Below are 20,598 nucleotides of genomic sequence, written 5' to 3' on the forward strand. Positions count from 1 at the left end.
GGCAATAACCGGTAATAGATTTTATAATTCGTGTTTAAATAACACTTAATTTTTTATAAAAGAAAGTGTTTTAGAAAAACATTTAAAATAGTTTACAAAATTTGCCCGGAGACGCTATAGGCGGAGGGTGTCAGGATTAGGAATAAAATTCAGAAAAGCCTGAAATTTAGCATAATAATTCTGCATGTTGAGTTGATAATAGTAAGCACCCCGCTTAGATCCGGTTTTGTCCTTGTCCGCCAATTTAATTAACAACCCGGTCGCTAAAACCCGTTTGCTGAAATTCCTTTTGTCAATTGTGGTGTTAAAAACACTCTCATAAAGTATTTGAAGTTGGGGTAAGGTGAATTTAATTGGTAAAAGTTCGAACAAAATTGGATGCAGAGCAGCCTTGTACCGAATTCTTCTTTTTGCAGCTTCCACCATTTCCTGGTGATCGAATATCAATTTTGGAATACGTTTAAGAGGAAACCATTCCGCATGGTAATTATGACTTAACTGGGTTTCGTATTTGTGTATATCTATTAATGCAAAATAGGCCACAGATGCGGTTCTTTCTATAGGATCGCGGTTTGTATCGCCAAATGTATGCAACTGCTCAAGGTAAACGCCATCTAAACCGGTACATTGCTTTAATATACGGTTGGCAGCCTGGTCAATACTTTCAGTTGTTTGCACAAAGCCCCCCATCAAACTCCAATTGCCTTTTTCAGGCTGAAAAGCTCTTTTGATCAATAAGATCTTTAGGGCCTCGCCGTCAAATCCGAAGATAATACAGTCAACGGCCAGTAACAGGCGGGTTTGTTTTGAGTATTTGTGCATTGTGGGATCAGGAGTTAGAAAAAGCCAAACAAATATATTTTTTCGTACAATAAAAAATACATAAGGTAATTTTTTTGTGGTAAACCGCTTGCTGAAGCCATATTTTGGCTTTTATTAGTGTACAAAGTACATATAAAAATTGAGAATATTTTTAATTGTTTATTTTACAATTAAAAATATTTTACTTTACTTAGATTTTATTAAGCACGACAACGTGCTCCGATTATCAACCAAGAATCAATCATCTAAAAAAATTACAACTCTTGAAAAAGTACCTCTTTTTACTATTTGCAGGCTTAAATATTACATGCTATGCTCAAAATACAGCTAGCATAGTTATAAGCAATGATTCAAAGCTAACTATCAGCAAGCACATATACGGGCAATTTGCCGAACACCTGGGGCATGGCATTTATGGCGGCTTTTGGGTGGATAAATCATTGCCCGTTGCTAAACAGGATCGTATCAGGCTGGATGTAGTTGCCGCCCTTAAGAAAATTAAGATACCCAACTTACGCTGGCCCGGCGGATGTTTCGCCGACGAATATCATTGGCGCGACGGCATTGGTCCAAGTGCACAACGGCCACGGATGGTAAATACAAACTGGGGGGGCACAACAGAAGACAACAGCTTTGGCACGCATGAGTTTTTAAAGCTTTGCGAACTATTGGGTTGCGAACCATATATAGCTGCTAATGTTGGCAGTGGTACGGTAGAAGAAATGTCCAAATGGATAGAATATGTGAATTCAAACAGCACCAGTACGGTTGCTCAGTTGCGTAAGCAAAACGGGCACCCCGACCCCTACAAAGTGACTTTTTGGGGCATAGGAAATGAAAGCTGGGGCTGTGGTGGGAATATGACCCCCGAGTTTTATGCTGATCAGTTTAAAAGGTATGCTTCCTTTGCTAAAAACTACCCGGGCGCGCCACTTAAAAAGATCGCAAGTGGCCCCAACTCCGATGATTATAACTGGACGGAAGTTATCATGAAAAATATCCCCGATTGGATGATGTGGGGTATCTCGTTACATTATTACACTGTTCCGACAGGAGATTGGGGGCATAAAGGATCGGCTACCGCTTTTAGTGAAAAGGAGTATTTTAATACCATGGTCAATTGCCTTAAAATGGAGGAGCTTGTTAACAAGCACTCGGCCATAATGGATAAATACGATCCTAAAAAGAAAGTAGCCCTGGTAGTTGATGAATGGGGGGTATGGACCGATGTTGAACCCGGCACAAACCCCGGATTTTTGTATCAGCAAAATAGTTTGAGGGATGCACTGATAGCTGCAACTACCTTAAATATATTTAACAACCACTGCGACCGGGTGCGGGCAGCAGCTTTGGCGCAAACAATCAATGTGCTGCAATCTCTAATCCTTACTGATAAGGATAAAATGCTTTTGACACCTACTTATCACGTTTTTGATATGTACAAAGTGCACCAGGATGCCAAATATCTACCAATACAACTAAATTCACCTGATTACACGGTAGACGGTAAGACAATATCCGCTATAAATGTTTCTGCGTCACAGGATGCATCGGGAAAGGTACATATCTCACTTGCCAACCTGGATATTCATAACGATATAACCATTACTACCAGCCTTAAGGATATAAAATGGAAATCAGTAACCGGCCAGATACTTACGTCGGCAAATATTACTGATGTAAATACCTTTCAACAACCCGATAAATTGCACCTGGCGAATTTTACCGGAGCCAAAAAGGATGGTGATAAATTGGTAGTAATTATACCGGCAAAATCTGTCGTTACACTAGAATTAGAATAACTCGATCACAATTCATAGGCCGCCATAATAGATCAACCGCTTATAATGAAAAAAATCCTTTTACTATTAGGCTTCATTTTTCTTTATCTGTCGGCTTTCTGCCAATCAGACACTACAGAAAAGGTGTATGTAATTGCTGCCGATAATATAAAGGCGCATGTGCAGCCAACTATGTACGGCGTGTTTTTTGAAGATATCAATATGGCCGGCGATGGCGGTGTTTATGCTGAATTGGTGAAAAACCGGTCTTTTGAGTTCAAAGCTCCTTTAATGGGATGGAAGGAGCTTAAGCAGGATGGTGGCGATGGCAGTGTGCTGGTATTAAACAGGGGCGTTGCCAATCCCGATAACCCCAGATTTATACATGTTACCTCTAAAACGCCAAAGGGTTATGGCCTTAGCAACGAGGGGTTTCGTGGCATGGGCGTAAAAAAGGATGATCAATATAATTTCTCCGTTCTTGCCAAACTTCCTTGGGTTGCCGGTATAAGCCTCCAAATCGAATTGATTAGTGCAAAAGGGGAAGTTATTGGCAGTGCCACAGTTTCGCCTTCATCAAAAGAATGGAAAAAATATACAACCAACTTTAACGCTACTGAAACAGATCCCAAAGCCAGCCTTAGAGTTTTGGTAAACGGCAAAGGCTCTGTTGATCTTGATATGATATCGCTGTTTCCAAAAGATACCTGGAAACAACGGGAGGGCGGTTTGCGAGCCGACCTTGTACAAAAACTGGCCGACATGAAACCCGGATTTCTGCGTTTTCCCGGAGGTTGTATCGTCGAAGGACGCGAATTGGACACGCGGTATCAATGGAAAAAAACCATAGGCGATGTGGCTGATCGCAGAATGATAATCAATCGCTGGAATACCGAGTTCGCTCACCGGCCGACTCCCGACTATTATCAAAGCTTTGGATTAGGTTTCCTGGAATATTTTGAACTGGCCGAAGATATCGGGGCATCGCCTTTACCAATAATTAATTGCGGAATGGCCTGCCAGTTTAACACCTGCGAATTAGTGCCGTTAGATCAGCTTGGCCCATATGTAAAGGACGCGCTGGACCTCATCGAGTTTGCAAATGGATCTGTCAAAACAACATGGGGTAAAAAGCGTGCGCAGCTCGGGCATCCGAAGCCATTTAATTTAAAAATGATGGGTGTTGGTAATGAGCAATGGGGACCACAGTATATTGAGAGGTATAAAATTTTCGAGAAGGCCATTCATGCCAGATATCCGCAGATCAAACTTGTAAGCAGCCTTGGCCCCAATCCCGATGGCGAAATATTTGACGATTTGAATAAGAGCTTCCGGAAGCTGAATGCTGACATTTTAGATGAACACTATTACAGGGCACCCCAATGGTTTTTGCAAAACGTAAAGCGATATGACAATTATGCCCGCAAGGGTCCAAAGATTTTTGCAGGCGAATACGCAGCTCAAAGTGTGAGTGCAGGGAGCCCGGATAATAAGAATAACTGGCAATGTGCAATAGCCGAAGCTGCTTTTATGACGGGTTTAGAGAGAAATGCCGACGTGGTAAGTATGGCATCTTATGCACCATTATTCGCCCATGTTGAAGGATGGCAATGGACACCTGACCTGATATGGTTTGATAACCTGAAATCATACGGTACACCGAATTACTATGTACAGCAGTTATACTCATTAAATAAAGGGACAGACGTGGTGCCTCTTACTTTAGATAACAAAGCTGTCACCGGGCAGGAAGGTTGTTTTGCCTCGGCCGTTTTGGATAGTAAGGGGCATCAGTTGATCATTAAAATAGTTAATACCGGCAAAATGGAACAGAAAGCCGATTTGGTGGTTAATGGCGTAAAACCGGGGTCAAAAGGAACGCTGACGGTGTTACAGAGCGACGATCTTAATGGCGTCAATTCGCTGGATGATCCGCTTAACATCAGCCCGAAGAAAAGCAAAATTGAGTTTATGGGCAATCATGTGAAATTAATTCTAAAGCAATATTCATTCTGTGTTGTTCGCGTGTCAATAGCGGAATAGGTGTGGTGTTGAAGTACCCCTGTACTGGTGAAGTTGATGTAAATAGGCTGAAATAAAGCAAAATCGAAGTATTTATGATTGTCAATTATACATTTCTTTTTCAATGAAAATAAACTACATTTGAATATGGAGTTTTTGTAGCGCTTTTGTTACATAAATTTACAACTGCCAATATTTACCTATTATTTAATATTAATGAGGAGATTTATACTTATCCTGATAGGGTTAATAGCTTGTTCATCCGGTTTTACCCAAGATCTGTTTAATAAAAAAGTGATAAAATACTCATTGAAAGATGGACTTTCATTTGGGATTATTAATGGGATAACCCAGGATAGTAAGGGATTTATGTGGTTTGCCACAGGCGATGGCTTAAATCGTTTTGACGGTACCAATTTTAAAGTATTCAAATTTGAATTTAATAATCCGTATAGTTTACCGAGCAACTATGTCCAGGTTATATTTAAGGATAATAGCGATGGAATATGGATATCGTCACGAAGGGGAATATACAAATTTGATACCAATACCGAACGTTTTATTAAGTTTGATCCACCAGGTAACGAATCACTTTATCTAAATAATGTTAACAGTATTTTTCAAAATAATAAAGATCAACTGTGGTTTTCATGTGGCAGTTTGGGCTTATCGTCCTATAATTTAAAAAGTCAGCAATTTAAAAGTTATGATAAAAAGCAATTGCGTGGTCTGTCAGGCAATTTAGTCATTAATGTTGTTGAGGACACCTATGGGTTGTTATGGGTCGGCACACAGAACGGCGGGCTAAGTGTTTTTAGCACAGCCAACGGGGCGCTCTCAAAAAATTTAAATAACCAGGTCCCCGTAAATATAATCCCTCCATGCAGGGTGAATTCTATCTATGAGGATCACAACCATGATATGTGGATAGCAACCAGCAAAGGGTTATTTCTTTATAGAAGATCGGAGCATAAATTCCACTTTTTTTTGGGCTCAAAGTATAACCTCAGGAGCAACTATTTTTATTCTCTCCTGGAAGATGACAATAAAAACTTGTTGGTTGGCTTACAGGATGGTGGCTTATATCATATCGATCTCGATAAAGCCGAAAAATCAGCGTATAAGGATTTGACTATCGACCCGGTAAAATCTGAAGATAACTATGGTATAACAGCACGGTCTGTTCAAGCCTTATTCCAGGATAAGGACAAGAACATATGGGCCGGTACTTATGGCGATGGGATATATTTATTGAGCAAAGCGCCTGAAAAATTTCAAAAATTTCAGAATAAACTGACTGATAATTACGGTGTTAGTTTTTTGAGATATTATGGCATGTGCATTGACGATGACGGCTACTTGTGGCTTGGAACAGACGGTGATGGAATATACAAAAAGAAATTAAGCGGAGAGGTTGTAAAATACTATCGTGCAAATGGACAAAAAGGCTCATTAACCGACAATGCAATACTCTGTGCCTATAAGGATCATACCAATACGTTGTGGTTTGGGTCTTATTCTCAGGGGCTTTTTCGATATGACAAAAAAAAAGATTCCTTTATCAATTTTATTCATAAAGCAAATGATCCGGCAAGTATAAGTCAGAATGATGTAAGGGTTATTCTCGAGGATTCAAAAAGCAATTTGTGGGTGGGGACAAACGGGGGAGGTTTAAGTTTGCTAACATCGGGAAAGGATAAATTTGTAAACTATAATCCGCAAAACAGCACCATCGGTTCTGACAATATTCGCGCCCTTGCTGAAGATAAATATGGGAACCTATACATCGGGACATACGCTTCAGGGTTAAAATACTTCATAAGAGATCAAAAAAAATTCGTCGACTATTTTAGTAAGGCTCAAATCGAAGAGTTTCTGCCGAGCAAGGTTATATATTCCTTGTATTTAGATAAAAATGATCACCTTTTCATCGGCACCGAAGGAGATGGGTTGGTTGTGTATGACATCAAAAGAAAAAAAATCAAACGATACACGGAAAGGGATGGATTAGCGAACAATACGGTAAATGCAATACAGAAAGACGAGATAGGGAACGTCTGGATAAGTACAAATAATGGGTTGTCGCGGGTTGAGGTAAATACTAACAAAATCACCAATTATGATACTTCGGACGGATTACAGGCGGGTGAGTTTAATCCAAGTTCATCAATGTATTGCAGTAAGAAAAAGTTTATGATTTTTGGCGGAACCGAAGGTTATAATGTTTTTTACCCTGCAGCGGTTAAGCAGAATATGTTTAAACCAAAGGTGCTAATTACTGGTTTTCAATTATTTGGTAAAGAAGTTGAGGTTGGTCAAAAAGATAACATACTAAGTGAGGTTATAAATGAATCTACTCAAATTACTTTAAAACCCAACCAATCGGTTTTTTCCATACAATATGTCGCGTTAAATTATGCATACGCCGAAAAGAATCAATTCGCTTATCAATTGGTTGGGTTAGAAAAAACCTGGAACTACGTAAAAAATCAAAAATCAGTTACTTACCGTTACCTTCCGGCTGGGGATTATACATTTAAAGTAAAAACAGCTAATCAGGACGGAATATGGTTTGAAAATTATGCTACTCTAAAAATAAAAGTCCTCCCGCCCTGGTATAAGACATGGTGGGCATTTTTGAGTTATTCCCTAATAGCGGCTGCTTTGATCTATTATTACCTGCTTTATCGCGGTAGGCAGGCCAGGTTAAAATACGAAGTGAAAATTGCACAAATGTCGGCTGAAAAAGAAAAGGAACTTAACGAACGGAAACTGTCTTTTTTCACAAATGTCTCTCACGAATTTCGAACTCCCTTAACATTGATCATAAACCCTGTGAAAGAATTGCTATTTAGTACCGGGGAACGATCGAATGACACAACTAATTTGAATATAGTATATCGTAATGCGCGCAGGTTGTTAAGTTTAGTTGACCAATTATTATTGTTCAGGAAAGCGGATAGTGAAGCAGATAAACTCAAAATAGTCAAGTTAAACGTTGTAAATTTGTCTAAGGAGGTCTTTTTATGCTTTAATCACCAGGCGAAAAGGAAAAATATCCAGTTCGGTTTTTTTTGCGATGTTGAAAATATCGAATTGTTTGCCGACAGGGAAAAGATAGAAATCGCTCTATTTAATTTAATATCAAATGCATTAAAGTTTACACCGGATAACGGGACAGTAAATTGTTGGATTTCTGAAACTGCCAGCTTGGTTAATATAGAAATAACAGATTCAGGCTGCGGCATAGACGAAGCTATTGGCGAAGAATTATTTAATAAATTTTACCAGGCACAAAATGAATTACCATTGACAGGGGGCTTTGGAATTGGCCTTTATCTTGTAAAAATGTTTATTGAAAACCATAAGGGCAATATTAGTTATAAAAGCGTAAAAGGAGTTGGTACAACCTTTAAAATAAGTTTGTTAAAAGGCAAGGAGCATTTAAGCCCTAATCTTATTTTCGAAGACGTCCTGGAAAATTCTGTTTTTTTGGACGAACTTATTGAAAGTTATGAGGAGTTACCAAAGAATAAAGAACTTAATTCAGTGAAGGGCAGAAAGGAAGAACCTTTTAATGTCGAATGCAAATCCATGCTGATAGTTGATGATAATGCCCAGATCAGGCAGTATTTGAAGCAAATTTTTTCATCTGATTTTGAGATCTTTGAGGCTGCCAATGGAGTTGAAGGCCTGGACATGGTGTTTCAATTTTTACCGGATATCATCATTAGCGATGTGATGATGCAAGGCCTTAGTGGTATTGAATTGTGCAGCAGAGTTAAGGAAGATCCTGTATCAAGCCATATTCCCGTTTTGTTATTAACTGCCAGTTCGTCGCCCGAAATTAAGCTTAAAGGGATTGAAGGGGGAGCGGACGATTATATAAGTAAACCTTTTGAAAAGGAATTGCTGGTTGCTCGTGTTAATGGCATCCTAAAGAGTAAAAATAATCTCCAAAAATATTTTTACAACGAAATAACGTTAAAAGTAAATGATTTTAAGATACCACCGGATTATAGAAAGTTTTTAACAGAATGCATCAAAGTTGTAGAAGACAACCTCGCTGACAGTGATTTTTGTATTAAAACTTTGGCTGATGAGATTGGAATGAGCCATTCTAACCTCTATAAGAAGATCCGGGCTATTTCCGGGCAATCGGCAAATGGTTTTATACGATTTATACGGCTCAGAAAAGCTGCTGAAATGTTCCTCAACACAGACTGCACTGTTTCTGAAGCAGCGTACAAAGTTGGTATAAATGATCCTAAATATTTTAGGGAACAGTTCAATAAATTATTTGAATTAAACCCTTCCGAATATATAAAGAAGTTCCGTACACCCTTTCATAATAACATCACCAAAAACGCCGTAAAGTTAAAATCGGGTAAATATTAATTTCATTAAGTAACAATATTGATAAAGACGGCAAAATTGCCCGATTTTACCAATTACCCCCTCAAGTTCTAAGAATTTACCCCGCACTCTTCTTGCCATTTATAGTCAATTTAGTGTCGCCGATTATAATTGTAGTAAGTACATTTATTTTGATTGAACGACTGTCAATCACGTTGATAGATGAAGTAAACGCAGGTTTATGAATTTTATTACACGAAATTATTAAAGGCCGTAGTTATTCGGGCTGCCTAAATAGCCCTTTGCCAATTGAACCAATATTAATTCAACATATAACCTAAAAACTCATGAGCATGATAAATAAACTATACTGACCCCGGAACGGAAGGGACAAAATCAATACATGATTTCTTGCCCTCAATCATCTTGCCTTATAATGTGCATTAAATTTTAACTAATTAAAAATAAGCTATTATGGAATACAATTTACATAGAACTGTAAACTTGTTCAAGATATTTAAAGTAGTGTTAGGCCAGGTATTATTAGCTTTAATATTTGTGAGCTTTTCATTTGCCGGCACTATAAATATTAAGGGAGCGAAGTTTACAAAAATAACGGGAGCAAAAAATGCTCAAATAAAAGTTTCAGGGAATGTGTCAGATCAGACGACTGGTGAAACCCTGATCGGTGTATCAGTAAAGGTAAAAGGTTCTAGTTTGGGAACGCTGACAGACGCAAATGGAAATTTTACCTTGACCGTTGCTGATAATGCTACATTGGTTATATCCTATATCGGGTATACTACAGCAGAGGTACCTGTCAACGGCCAATCCACTATTAATGTTAAATTAAAACCATCATCCAAAGGACTAACGGAAGTAGTGGTTGTCGGTTATGGTGTACAAAAGAAAATAACGGTTACCGGTTCAGTAGCATCCGTTAAGGGTGAAGACCTGGTAAAATCGCCTGCTGTTAACCTTTCCAATTCCATAGCAGGACGGATGCCGGGTGTTATCGCGATGAATGGAAGCGGCGAACCTGGTTATGATGGTTCAACTATCCGGATACGCGGTACTAACACTTTGGGTAATAACGATGCACTCATTGTAATAGATGGAGTTCCAGCCCCAGCCGGACAAAATAATATTGATCGTATAAATCCGGCTGATGTCGAAAGTATATCGGTATTAAAAGATGCATCTGCTGCTATTTATGGGGCCAGGGCGGCCAACGGCGTTATTCTGATCACCACCAAACACGGTAAAGTAGGCAAACCTCAGCTTTCCTATACTTACAATCACGGATGGGCTCAGCCTACACTTATACCCAAAATGGCTAATTCAACCCAATATGCCACATTGGTTAACGAAATAGACCTGTATGGTTTGCCTTCAGAGTACTGGGCAGCCGCTTCAGAGGCATTTAAAACGACAGGTAGTTTTACCAGGCCGGACAACGGAGCGGTTACTACGGCTACATTTAAACCAGATGATTTTGCGAAGTTTGCCGATGGTTCTGACCCATGGGGACACCCTAATACAGATTGGTTCAAGGCTACTTTAAAAGACTGGTCTCCGCAATCGCGTCAGAATGTTCAATTGTCAGGCGGTTCAGAAGATGTGAAATATCTTACCTCCATTGGATACGAAGATCAGGATGGTTATTACAAAAATTCTGCTACGGGGTATAAACAATACGATATCCGTTTAAACCTTGACGCCAAGGTCAACAAATATATCACTACAAGCTTTGGCGTATCGGGCCGGCAGGAAAACCGTTTCTTCCCTGCCGGTGAAAGTGCGGGTGATATATTCAGGATGTTAATGCGCGGTTATCCCTACAGGCCGGCTTATTGGCCCAATGGTTTGCCGGGACCAGATATTGAAAATGGCCAGCAACCTGTATTGATCACGACTAATCAAACCGGGTATAGCAAAGACACGCGATATTATGCTCAGACTAACGGAAAAATAGAAATTTCTGTTCCTGGAGTAGCTGGGCTGAAAATTACCGGCAATGTGGCCATAGATAAATATATGCGCCAAACCAAAGACTGGCAAACGCCATGGTACGTATACAGTTGGGATAATGTAACTAAGGATGACAACGGTGTGCCTGTCCTTACCAAAGTAGCACGCGGGCCTGCCCAGGCACATCTTGATCAGGGCTCGGAAGACCAGTTAAGCACCATGCTCGAAGGCATAATAAGTTATGATCATAGTTTCGGCAGTCACAACATTGTCTTGCTTGCAGGTGTAACCAAAGAAAAATCAAATTCCAGCTATTTTAATGCTTCCCGTAAGTATTTTAATTCAACATCTATTGATCAGTTAGATGCCGGTGGTAACGCTGAGATAAATGATGGTGGTGGCGCATGGGAAAAAGCCCGTTTAAATTATTTTGGCAGGGTAGGGTATAACTATAAAGAAAAATACTTACTTGAGTTTTTATGGCGCCTGGATGGTTCCTATATGTTCCCTGAAACGCATCGTTTTGGCTTTTTCCCTGGGGTGTCAGCCGGATGGAGAATTTCTGAAGAAGGTTTCTTTAGAGAAAATGTCCGGTTTATTCAAAGTTTAAAACTTCGCGGGTCGTGGGGACAATTAGGCAATGACTATGTTGTTAAACCTAATTCCAATACCTTAGATGAGTACGCTTATTTGCCCTTATATAATGTTGGTTCATATATAATTAATGGAGTGCCCGCTCAAACATTATATGAGAACGCGGTTCCAAATCCAAATTTTACATGGGAAGTAGCTAATAATATAAATCTCGCTTTAGATGGTACCACGTTAAACGGGAAACTTGATTTTACGTTTGAAGCATTCCAAAATAAACGTACTCAGATATTATTGGCATATAACGGCGCTATACCTGCAACTGCAATTCCAGGAAACTTAATACCTCCTATAAATATCGGTAAGGTTAGCAACAGAGGATGGGAATTTCAATTAGCCTATCACGACAGGATCGGCGATTTGAGGTACAACCTGGGTGTTAACGGCGGCTATTCCAAAAATAAGATCGATTATTGGTCAGAAGTTCCCGGAGCGCCTGATTGGCAAAAATCAACAGGGCATCCAATCGGTAGCCAGCTTTATTACATATATACCGGTATATTTTCGACCCAGGCCCAAATCGATGCCAATAAGGTTGACTACAGCGGCGTTGGTGCGAGCACACTTCGCCCAGGCGATATGATGTATAAAGATGTAAATGGCGATGGTAAAATTAATGGGGACGACCAGGTAAGGAACGATAAGACCAATCAGCCTACTTTTCAAGGAGGTTTTAACTTAGGTTTACAGTATAAGGGCTTCGATTTAACTGTTTTATTGCAGGGCGCCACCGGCGGTCAACTTTTCCTTCAGACCGAATCAGGAACGATTGGTAACTTTTTGCAATGGAGTTATGATCATCGTTGGACCGTTGACAATCCGAGTACTAAATACCCGCGTACGGTTGATAGAAATAACCAGTATTTTTCTGGCGGAAACACCTATTGGTTACTTAATACGAATTATATCCGTCTTAAGAACGTTGAGTTGGGATACACCATTCCGACTTCATTAACCAGCAAAATTGGCATAAGCAACTTGCGGGTATATGCAAATGGTCTTAACCTGTTAACGTTTGCAAAAGAGGATATCTATGATCCTGAATCCACAAGTTCAGATGGTCATTATTATCCGCAGGCAAGAGTCGTTAATCTCGGTGTAAGTGTTAAATTTTAATTTGAACGATATGAAAACATTTATAAGAAATATTTCAATAATAACCATTGTATCGGGGGCGCTGCTTACATCGTGTAAGAAGGACTTTTTGAACACAAAACCATTAAACCAGGCATCGGCATCGGTTACATGGTCTGATCCGGCCCTTTCCGAGGCATTTGTAACCGAGCTATATAATGGCTTGCACGATGCAGAGTTGAACCAGGAAAGTATGGATTGCATAACGGACAACGCACTCTATAATTTTGGTAAACAGGATATTATGGAGGCTAATATTAGCCCGTCGCATTTAGGATGGGTAAATAATACCTACGAATGGGGTGAAATGTACGCCCGCATCAGGGCTGCTAACCTGGCGTTAGAGAATCTTGCGACGGCTCCGCTTGATTCAACATTGGTTAACAGATTGAAAGGAGAAGCTTATTTTATGCGCGCATATTTCTACAATCAAATGCTGCGCTATTATGGTGGCGTTCCGATTGTAAAATCGTCCTATTCACTTAGCACACCTGATTTTTCGATTGCCAGGAATACATATGAAGAATGTGTTGATTTTATAACAGGCGATTTAGATTTAGCAGCCAGCTTGCTTCAAGGTAAGAATCTGGCAAAAGGACGTGCTACCAGTGATGCTTGTTTAGCTTTAAAGGCAAGGGTGTTGCTATACGCAGCTAGCGATTTGCATGACATACCCACAGCAAAAACAAAATCAAGCACCATATCCGGTTATGCCCATCCAGAATTGTTGGGTTATGTGAGCGGCGACCGCACCGTTCGCTGGCAAAAGGCACAGGCAGCGGCAAAGGCGGTGATGGATTTAGGCAAATATGGTTATGCTCTTGATTTATCTGCCCCGGCAAGTGCGGCAGATGGATTTACGAATTATCAAAATTCTTATTTGTCGAGAAATGGCGGAGAAGCCGAAATAATATTTGCGAGGTATTATAGTAACAGCAAAGACGAATGGGGTGCATGGTATGGCAGAAACAACTGTACCAATGGTTATCATGGCTGGACGTCGAGCGAACCTACCCAAAACATGGTAGATGATTATGAAATGATGGATGGAACTAAATTTGATTGGAACAACGCTGCGGAAGCCGGAGCACCTTATACAAACAGGGACCCACGCTTTTATGCATCTGTTTTGTATGATGGCGCTCCGTGGAAACCGCGCACCCCTGACGGTGCAGGTATAGATCCTTACAATGAAATACAAATGGGAACTTATCAAACCGGCAGCGCTGCCAGTCCTGTAACTTACTTTGGCTTAGATACAAGGAACGGCCCTATTGAAAACTGGAACGGAACACGGACCGGCTATGCCATCAGGAAGTTTATGGACCCTAACCCAGCCATCGTAGACCAAAACACCCGGTCGGAAGTACCGTCGCCATTGATAAGGTATACCGAAGTTGTATTCAATTACATAGAAACCTGTATTGAACTGGGACAAGAAAACGAAGCGCGGACCTGGCTTAATAAGATCCGTTTCCGATCTGGAATGCCGGCAATAACCGATGTGGGGGATGCACTTAAACAACGGTACAGGAACGAGCGCAATGTGGAAATGATGTTTGAAGAGCAACGGTTTTATGATGCGCGCCGCTGGATGATTGCTCCGACGACCCTTGGCAATAAAGCCAGGATCATTAAGATTACCGGTACATTAAAACCTGGGAAATCCGTTAGTGTTTACAGGTACAACACCGATAACTACAATTATACTTACACGGTACAAGATCTTGATCCCGGAGTTGAAAACCGAACATGGGATGATAAGCTTTATTTCATGCCTATAAGCAGGGACGAGATTAATAAAAACAGCAAGCTTAAGGATTTTCAAAATCCCGGGTACTAATTAATGGGGTATAAAATTGTTTATATTTACTAAGGGGAATGTCGGCTATAAAAGGCCGGCATTCTCTTAAATTTTACTCTTTATCTAAATTTAACCCCCATTTTTGTGAATACACACAGTAAATTATTTCTTAGACTACTTTTTATTGGACTTTTAGCATCAGCAGGATGTACGCATAAAGTTGAAAATAAAGAAACAACAGACAACGAGATCCACCCGCTATTTACACTACTTCCTCCTGAACAAACTCACGTGGATTTTAACAATGTGTTAACCGAGGGGCTGAATACCAATGTGTTGATGTATGAGTATTTTTATAACGGCGGTGGTGTGGCTACGGGCGATGTGAATGGCGATGGCCTGCTGGATATCTATTTTACCGGCAATATGACCGATGATAAGCTGTACCTGAACAAAGGGCACATGCAGTTTAAGGATATTACCCAAACCGCCGAAGTAGCCGGCCGGCCCGGGCCCTGGAAAACTGGTGTAACGATGGTAGACATCAACGGTGACGGTAAACTGGATATCTATGTTTGTTATTCGGGCAATTTGCGCCCTGAGAAGCGCGAAAATCAGTTGTTTATTAACCAGGGAAATGATAAGGACGGAATCCCTCATTTTACGGAAGAAGCCCGGCAATACGGATTAGCTGATGCCGGATACAGTACCCAGGCCGTTTTCTTTGATTATGATAGAGATGGCGATCTGGATATGTTTTTGCTAAACCACAGTCCTACTCAATTACCCATTCTGGACGAAGCAAATACAGCTGCGATCTTAAAAAAATCCAATTCGCCCAATGGGGTTCGGTTATACAGAAATGACAACGGTGTTTTTAAAAATGTAACCGGGCAGGCTGGCATAAGCAGTTCCGATCTTACCTATGGGTTGGGTGCGGCCGTAGCCGATGTCAATGGGGACGGCTGGCCGGATATCTATATTTCTAACGATTATACCATACCTGATTTTTTATATATCAACAACGGCAATGGTACTTTCACTAACAAGCTGCAAAAAGCTGTTGGGCACACCTCCGAATTTTCCATGGGCAACAATATCTCGGATATAAATAACGATGGTTTACCTGATATTTTTACGCTCGACATGCTTCCCGAGGATAATCACCGGCAAAAACTATTGTTTGCACCGGATAACTACGAAAAATTTGATCTGTCGTTGCGTACCGGATTTTACTATCAGTATATGCGGAACATGATGCAAATAAACAACGGCAACGGCACCTTTAGCGAAATTGGTCAGTTGTCCGGCATCTCGAATACCGACTGGAGTTGGGCTCCTTTGTTGGCCGATTATGATAACGATGGCTTGAAAGACATTTTTATAACCAACGGCTATACCCGCGATTTTACCAATATGGACTTCATGAAATACATGGGCGATTTTATGAAGGATAAAAGATTGATGCGAAAGGATATATATAACCTGGTGCAGCAAATGCCATCCTCGGAAGTCAAGAGTTATTTTTTCAAAAACAATGGCAATTTAACATTTACTAATACAAGCGCCCCCTGGGGTATTACGCAATCGTCGAATAGTAATGGCGCAGCTTACGCCGATCTTGATAATGACGGCGATCTGGATCTGGTGGTTAATAATGTCAATCTGCCGGCGTTTATCTATCAAAATGAATCCAATGAACAATCTGGTAATCATTATCTGCAACTCCGGCTTGAAGGTGCCAGGAAAAATACACAGGGCATAGGCGCTAAGGTTACCATCTACATAAAAAATAAAAAACAATATCTGGAACAGATGCCCAGCAGGGGCTTTCAATCCAGCGTATCACCGATACTTCATTTCGGATTGGGGAAAGATAAACTGGTCGATTCTCTAGGCATTGTATGGCAGCAAGGGAAGCAGCAGATAATAAAAAATATTAAAGCCGATCAGGAACTAACGCTTAACGAGAAAGATGCGGTTAGCATTGTACATCACCCCAAAACTGTTAAACCTATTTTTACCGAAGTTGCTCCCGCTATAGTAAACAGGCAAAGCAAAAATGACATCAATGATTTTAAGCGGCAGCCACTTATGATAAATCCCTTATCGTTTTCGGGACCATGTATGACAAAAGGGGATGTGAACGGCGATGGGCTTGAAGACGTTTATGTAGGCGGAGGCAATGGCTCATCCGGTTCATTGTATATACAGCAGGCCAATGGTAAATTCACTGCAAAGCCCGAGGCGGTTTTTGAGGCGGATAAAAAAAGTACAGACGCTGATGCTGTGTTTTTTGACGCCAATGGCGATGGTAAACCAGATTTGTATATAAGTTCGGGAGGATATGATAGTTATATTCCCGATGACCCCTTATTGCAGGACAGACTTTATCTGAACGATGGGAAAGGCAATTTTACAAAAGCAAAAAATGCTTTACCTGTCATGCTCAGCAGCAAGAGTTGCGTAAAAGTGGCGGATATTAATGCCGACGGTTTTCCCGACTTATTTGTTGGCGGCAGAGTAATACCAGGCAGGTATCCCGAAACGCCAGCGAGTTATATTCTTATCAATGATGGCAAAGGACACTTTACAGATCAAACCGCAAAATTCAATGCTCAATTACAGCATATAGGTATGGTTGCCGATGCCGCATGGGTGGATATGAACGGGGATAAGAAACCCGACCTGGTCTTAGTAGGCGAATGGATGCCCGTGACAATCCTTATCAATGAAGGCGACAAACTGGTAAACCACACTAAAGATTACTTTGACCAGCCAGTTAGCGGGTGGTGGAACAAAATACTCGTTGCTGATCTGAACCACGATAGTCATCCTGATTTTGTAATTGGCAATGAAGGGCTAAATACACAGTGCAAGGCCAGTATCGGCGAACCTGCCGAAATGTATTATAAAGATTTTGAAGCTAATGGAGCTGTTGACCCTATCCTGTGTTTTTATATACAACACAAAAGTTACCCCTACGTTACGCGCGACGAATTGCTGGAGCAGATCAGTATGATGCGCTCACGCTTTCCGGATTATAAAAGCTATGCTGACGCATCTATTACCGATATATTCACGCCGGCCGAGTTAAAAGGTGCAGGACATTTGCAGGCAGATAATTTGGCCACAACTTGTTTTTTGAGCGATGCAAGAGGCAAGCTGCATTCATCCGCATTACCCTTAGAGGTACAATTTGCGCCGGTATATACCATAACTGTTTTAGATTATGACCATGATGGCAATCAGGATTTGCTTTTGTGCGGTAATATAAACCGGGCGAGACTGCGTTTCGGAAAATATGATGCCAATTATGGCACTTTATTAAAAGGGGACGGCAAAGGTCATTTTCAATACATTCCACAGCTGCAATCTGGCTTTAAGCTATGGGGAGATGTCAGAAGTGTTACGGAGGTAAATCATGTGCTGTTGTTCGGTATCAACCAGCAGGGGATAAGGGCCTATAAGGAAAACTAAATGCATGAAAGCGAAGGTTTTATTAATAACGATACTACTGGCCGCTGTTGCTTTGTATAATAGCTGCAGCAATAAGAAACCGATGCCTGTATTAACCAGTGCCGATATAGCTAAAGTAATAGATAACGTGACGGGCATAATGGTACATGATGTAACCAATCCGCCTCTTGCCGGGCGCTTTTTTGCCTATACCTGCCTGGCGGGTTATGAAGTGGTATCGGAAAACGACAAGAGTTTTAAAAGCATGCATGGTATTTTAAATGGATACCCGCTTATTAAAAAGCCAGAATATGCTGCTGGTTACTCTTATGAGCTGAGTGCGGTGATCGCCATGATGGAGACGGCGGCCAAACTACAGCCATCCGGATATTTGATGACCAAATTCGAGAAGAGCTTTTTAGACTCTTGTAAAAAGAGTGGTTTTACTTATGACGTTATTGATAGTTCGAAGCACTATGCGCAGGCTATCAGCAAGCAGGTACTTGGTTATGCCAAAAAAGACAAGTATAACAAGATCAGTAATTTTCCCAGATATGCACCCCTGGGAAAGGACAGCAGCTGGTATCCAACACCACCCGCTTATATGTCCCCGGTTGAACCTTATTTTAACACGATCCGTCCGCTCACCCTCGATTCTGCTTCGCAGTTTCTGCCCGATCCGCCCATACCTTTTTCTACCAATAAGAACTCTGCCTTTTACAAATTCATGGTGATGAACTATAAGGCAAGCAGTTACGGATTAACGGACGAACAACGCACCATAGCTGGTTTTTGGGACTGCAACCCGTTCGCCTTGCAGGATAACGGACATATGATGATCGGCTTTAAAAAGATATCGCCCGGAGCGCATTGGATGGGAATTACAGGGATAGCCTGCCAGCAGGCAAAAACAGGCTTTTCGAAGGCGATGGAGATTCATACCATTGTAGGCGTCGGTCTGATGGATAGTTTTATATGTTGCTGGGACGATAAATATCGTACTAACCGTATCCGCCCCGAAACAGCCATCCGCAGGTATATTGATGTTAACTGGAAGCCTTTTCTGCAAACGCCGCCGTTTCCCGAATATATTAGTGGCCATTCGGTGATATCGTCAACATCGGCGGCAATCCTTACCGGTTACTTTGGAGATAAATTTCATTACACGGATAATGTGGAAGAAAAATATGGCCTCGCTCCCCGCACCTTTAATTCGTTCAACGAGGCTGCCGCCGAAGCAGGAATGTCGCGCTTTTGGGGTGGTATCCACTTTAAAGATGCAATTGATAATGGGATGATACAGGGGGTCAAAGTAGGGCAGTGGGTGTTAAGTAAATTAAGTAAAGTTAAGGGTAATGCAACCCCTTATTAACAATTGAAGCTGTGGCAAATAACTTATTTATAGCGATAGTAACAAGAAAAATACACTATGCTTCATTGTTGTGTTTTTTATTGGCAGTTATAGTCCAAACAGAAGCACAATCAAAACTTAACATTCCGAACACCAGTTTCAGCCCGGGGGCAATATGGCCCGATAACAATGGGCTGCATATCAATGCGCATGGCGGAGGAATATGGTATCAAAATGGCATCTATTACTGGTTTGGCGAACATAAAATTGAGGGTAAAAAAGGTAATTCAGCACAGGTTGGCGTACATTGTTACTCGTCAAAAGATCTGTATAACTGGGCGGACGAAGGAGTCGTCTTAAAGGTAAGTGACGATCCGAAAAGTGATATAACCAAGGGCAGCATCATTGAAAGACCAAAAGTGGTTTACAATAAGGAAACCAAAAAATACGTCATGTGGTTCCATCTGGAGTTGAAAGGAAAAGGATATGCAGCAGCCTTAGCCGGGGTAGCAGTTAGCGATAAAATAACAGGGCCATACCAATATTTAAAAAGCCTCAGGGCCAATGCGGGTAAAATGCCTTTCTATCCGCACGGGACCCCCGAAACGGAAAAAGTTAACTGCGCCGATACCTTCAATAAGGCCAATAAATTTTTTTACCGCGATTTTGCTGGCGGGCAAATGGTGCGGGATATGACAATTTTCATGGATGATAATGGGAAAGCTTATCATGTGTTTTCGTCCGAAGAGAATTATACCCTGCAAATAGCTGAATTGGATGCCGGTTACACTGGCTATACAGGAAAATTTGCGAGGGTTTATATAGGCCACCAAACAGAAGCTCCGGCATTGTTTAAAAGGAATGGCATCTATTATATGATAGGGTCGGGTTGTACTGGCTGGGCGCCGAATGAAGCCCGCTGGTTTACTGCTGCCAGTATATGGGGCCCCTGGACTTTTCATGGAAACCCCTGCAAAGGACCGGATGCGCAACTTACATTTAACGGGCAAAGTACCTTCGTGTTGCCTGTTGAAGGGAAAAAGGACGCATTTATTTTTATGGCAGATAAATGGGAACCCCAAAATGCAATTGACGGAAGATACTTATGGCTGCCCATCCTTTTTAAGGATGATGATATACAAATTAACTGGCTTGATAAATGGAACCTGCAAATTTTTGATCAGTAAAAATTATTGATCGAACAATCAAATTAGAGTCCCCTCATCTGGATAAGACACAAAGAAAAA

The 20,598-nt window shown here is 41.1% G+C and carries 9 protein-coding genes and 1 pseudogene; 9 read left to right on the top strand and 1 reads right to left on the bottom strand.

Translation table 11 applies throughout. From position 1 onward, the window contains the following. Positions 1-114: 114 nt before the first annotated feature. The gene (locus FRZ54_RS16270; protein ID WP_147032638.1) at positions 115-822 is read right to left on the bottom strand and encodes an NUDIX hydrolase; all 708 of its coding nucleotides are present in this window, start codon (positions 820-822) and stop codon (positions 115-117) included. Positions 823-1,085: 263 nt separating this feature from the next. Here FRZ54_RS16270 and FRZ54_RS16275 point away from each other — a divergent pair, with 263 nt between their 5' ends. The 9 genes and pseudogenes from FRZ54_RS16275 to FRZ54_RS16310 all read left to right on the top strand — a co-directional run bounded on the left by FRZ54_RS16275 (position 1,086) and on the right by FRZ54_RS16310 (position 20,538). Beyond that, positions 1,086-2,624 (top strand): alpha-N-arabinofuranosidase, encoded by a 1,539-nt coding sequence (locus FRZ54_RS16275; RefSeq protein WP_147032639.1) that lies wholly within the window; start codon positions 1,086-1,088, stop codon positions 2,622-2,624. 45 nt (positions 2,625-2,669) lie between these two features. Further along, positions 2,670-4,646, top strand: coding sequence for an alpha-L-arabinofuranosidase C-terminal domain-containing protein (locus FRZ54_RS16280; protein WP_147032640.1), 1,977 nt, complete (start codon positions 2,670-2,672; stop codon positions 4,644-4,646). 348 nt (positions 4,647-4,994) lie between these two features. After that, positions 4,995-5,561, top strand: a pseudogene (locus FRZ54_RS24995) (ligand-binding sensor domain-containing protein); the annotation flags it as partial. Positions 5,562-5,753: 192 nt separating this feature from the next. Then, entirely contained in the window at positions 5,754-9,023 is a 3,270-nt protein-coding gene (locus FRZ54_RS16285; protein WP_228462516.1) for a hybrid sensor histidine kinase/response regulator transcription factor, read from the top strand. A 432-nt stretch (positions 9,024-9,455) separates the two neighbouring features. Then, positions 9,456-12,719, top strand: a complete 3,264-nt coding sequence (locus tag FRZ54_RS16290; RefSeq protein ID WP_147032642.1) for a SusC/RagA family TonB-linked outer membrane protein — start codon at positions 9,456-9,458, stop codon at positions 12,717-12,719. Positions 12,720-12,729: 10 nt separating this feature from the next. Further along, positions 12,730-14,580, top strand: a complete 1,851-nt coding sequence (locus FRZ54_RS16295; protein WP_147032643.1) for a RagB/SusD family nutrient uptake outer membrane protein — start codon at positions 12,730-12,732, stop codon at positions 14,578-14,580. Positions 14,581-14,685: 105 nt separating this feature from the next. Then, the gene (locus FRZ54_RS16300; RefSeq protein ID WP_147032644.1) at positions 14,686-18,021 is read left to right on the top strand and encodes a VCBS repeat-containing protein; all 3,336 of its coding nucleotides are present in this window, start codon (positions 14,686-14,688) and stop codon (positions 18,019-18,021) included. 4 nt (positions 18,022-18,025) lie between these two features. After that, a complete protein-coding gene (locus FRZ54_RS16305; RefSeq protein ID WP_147032645.1) occupies positions 18,026-19,372 on the top strand; it encodes a vanadium-dependent haloperoxidase in 1,347 nt (448 codons plus the stop codon). A gap of 11 nt (positions 19,373-19,383) precedes the next feature. Continuing rightward, positions 19,384-20,538 (top strand): glycoside hydrolase family 43 protein, encoded by a 1,155-nt coding sequence (locus FRZ54_RS16310; protein WP_228462517.1) that lies wholly within the window; start codon positions 19,384-19,386, stop codon positions 20,536-20,538. The last annotated feature ends 60 nt before the right edge of the window (positions 20,539-20,598 follow it).

The organism is Mucilaginibacter ginsenosidivorans, from assembly GCF_007971025.1.
GTDB lineage: Bacteria > Bacteroidota > Bacteroidia > Sphingobacteriales > Sphingobacteriaceae > Mucilaginibacter > Mucilaginibacter ginsenosidivorans.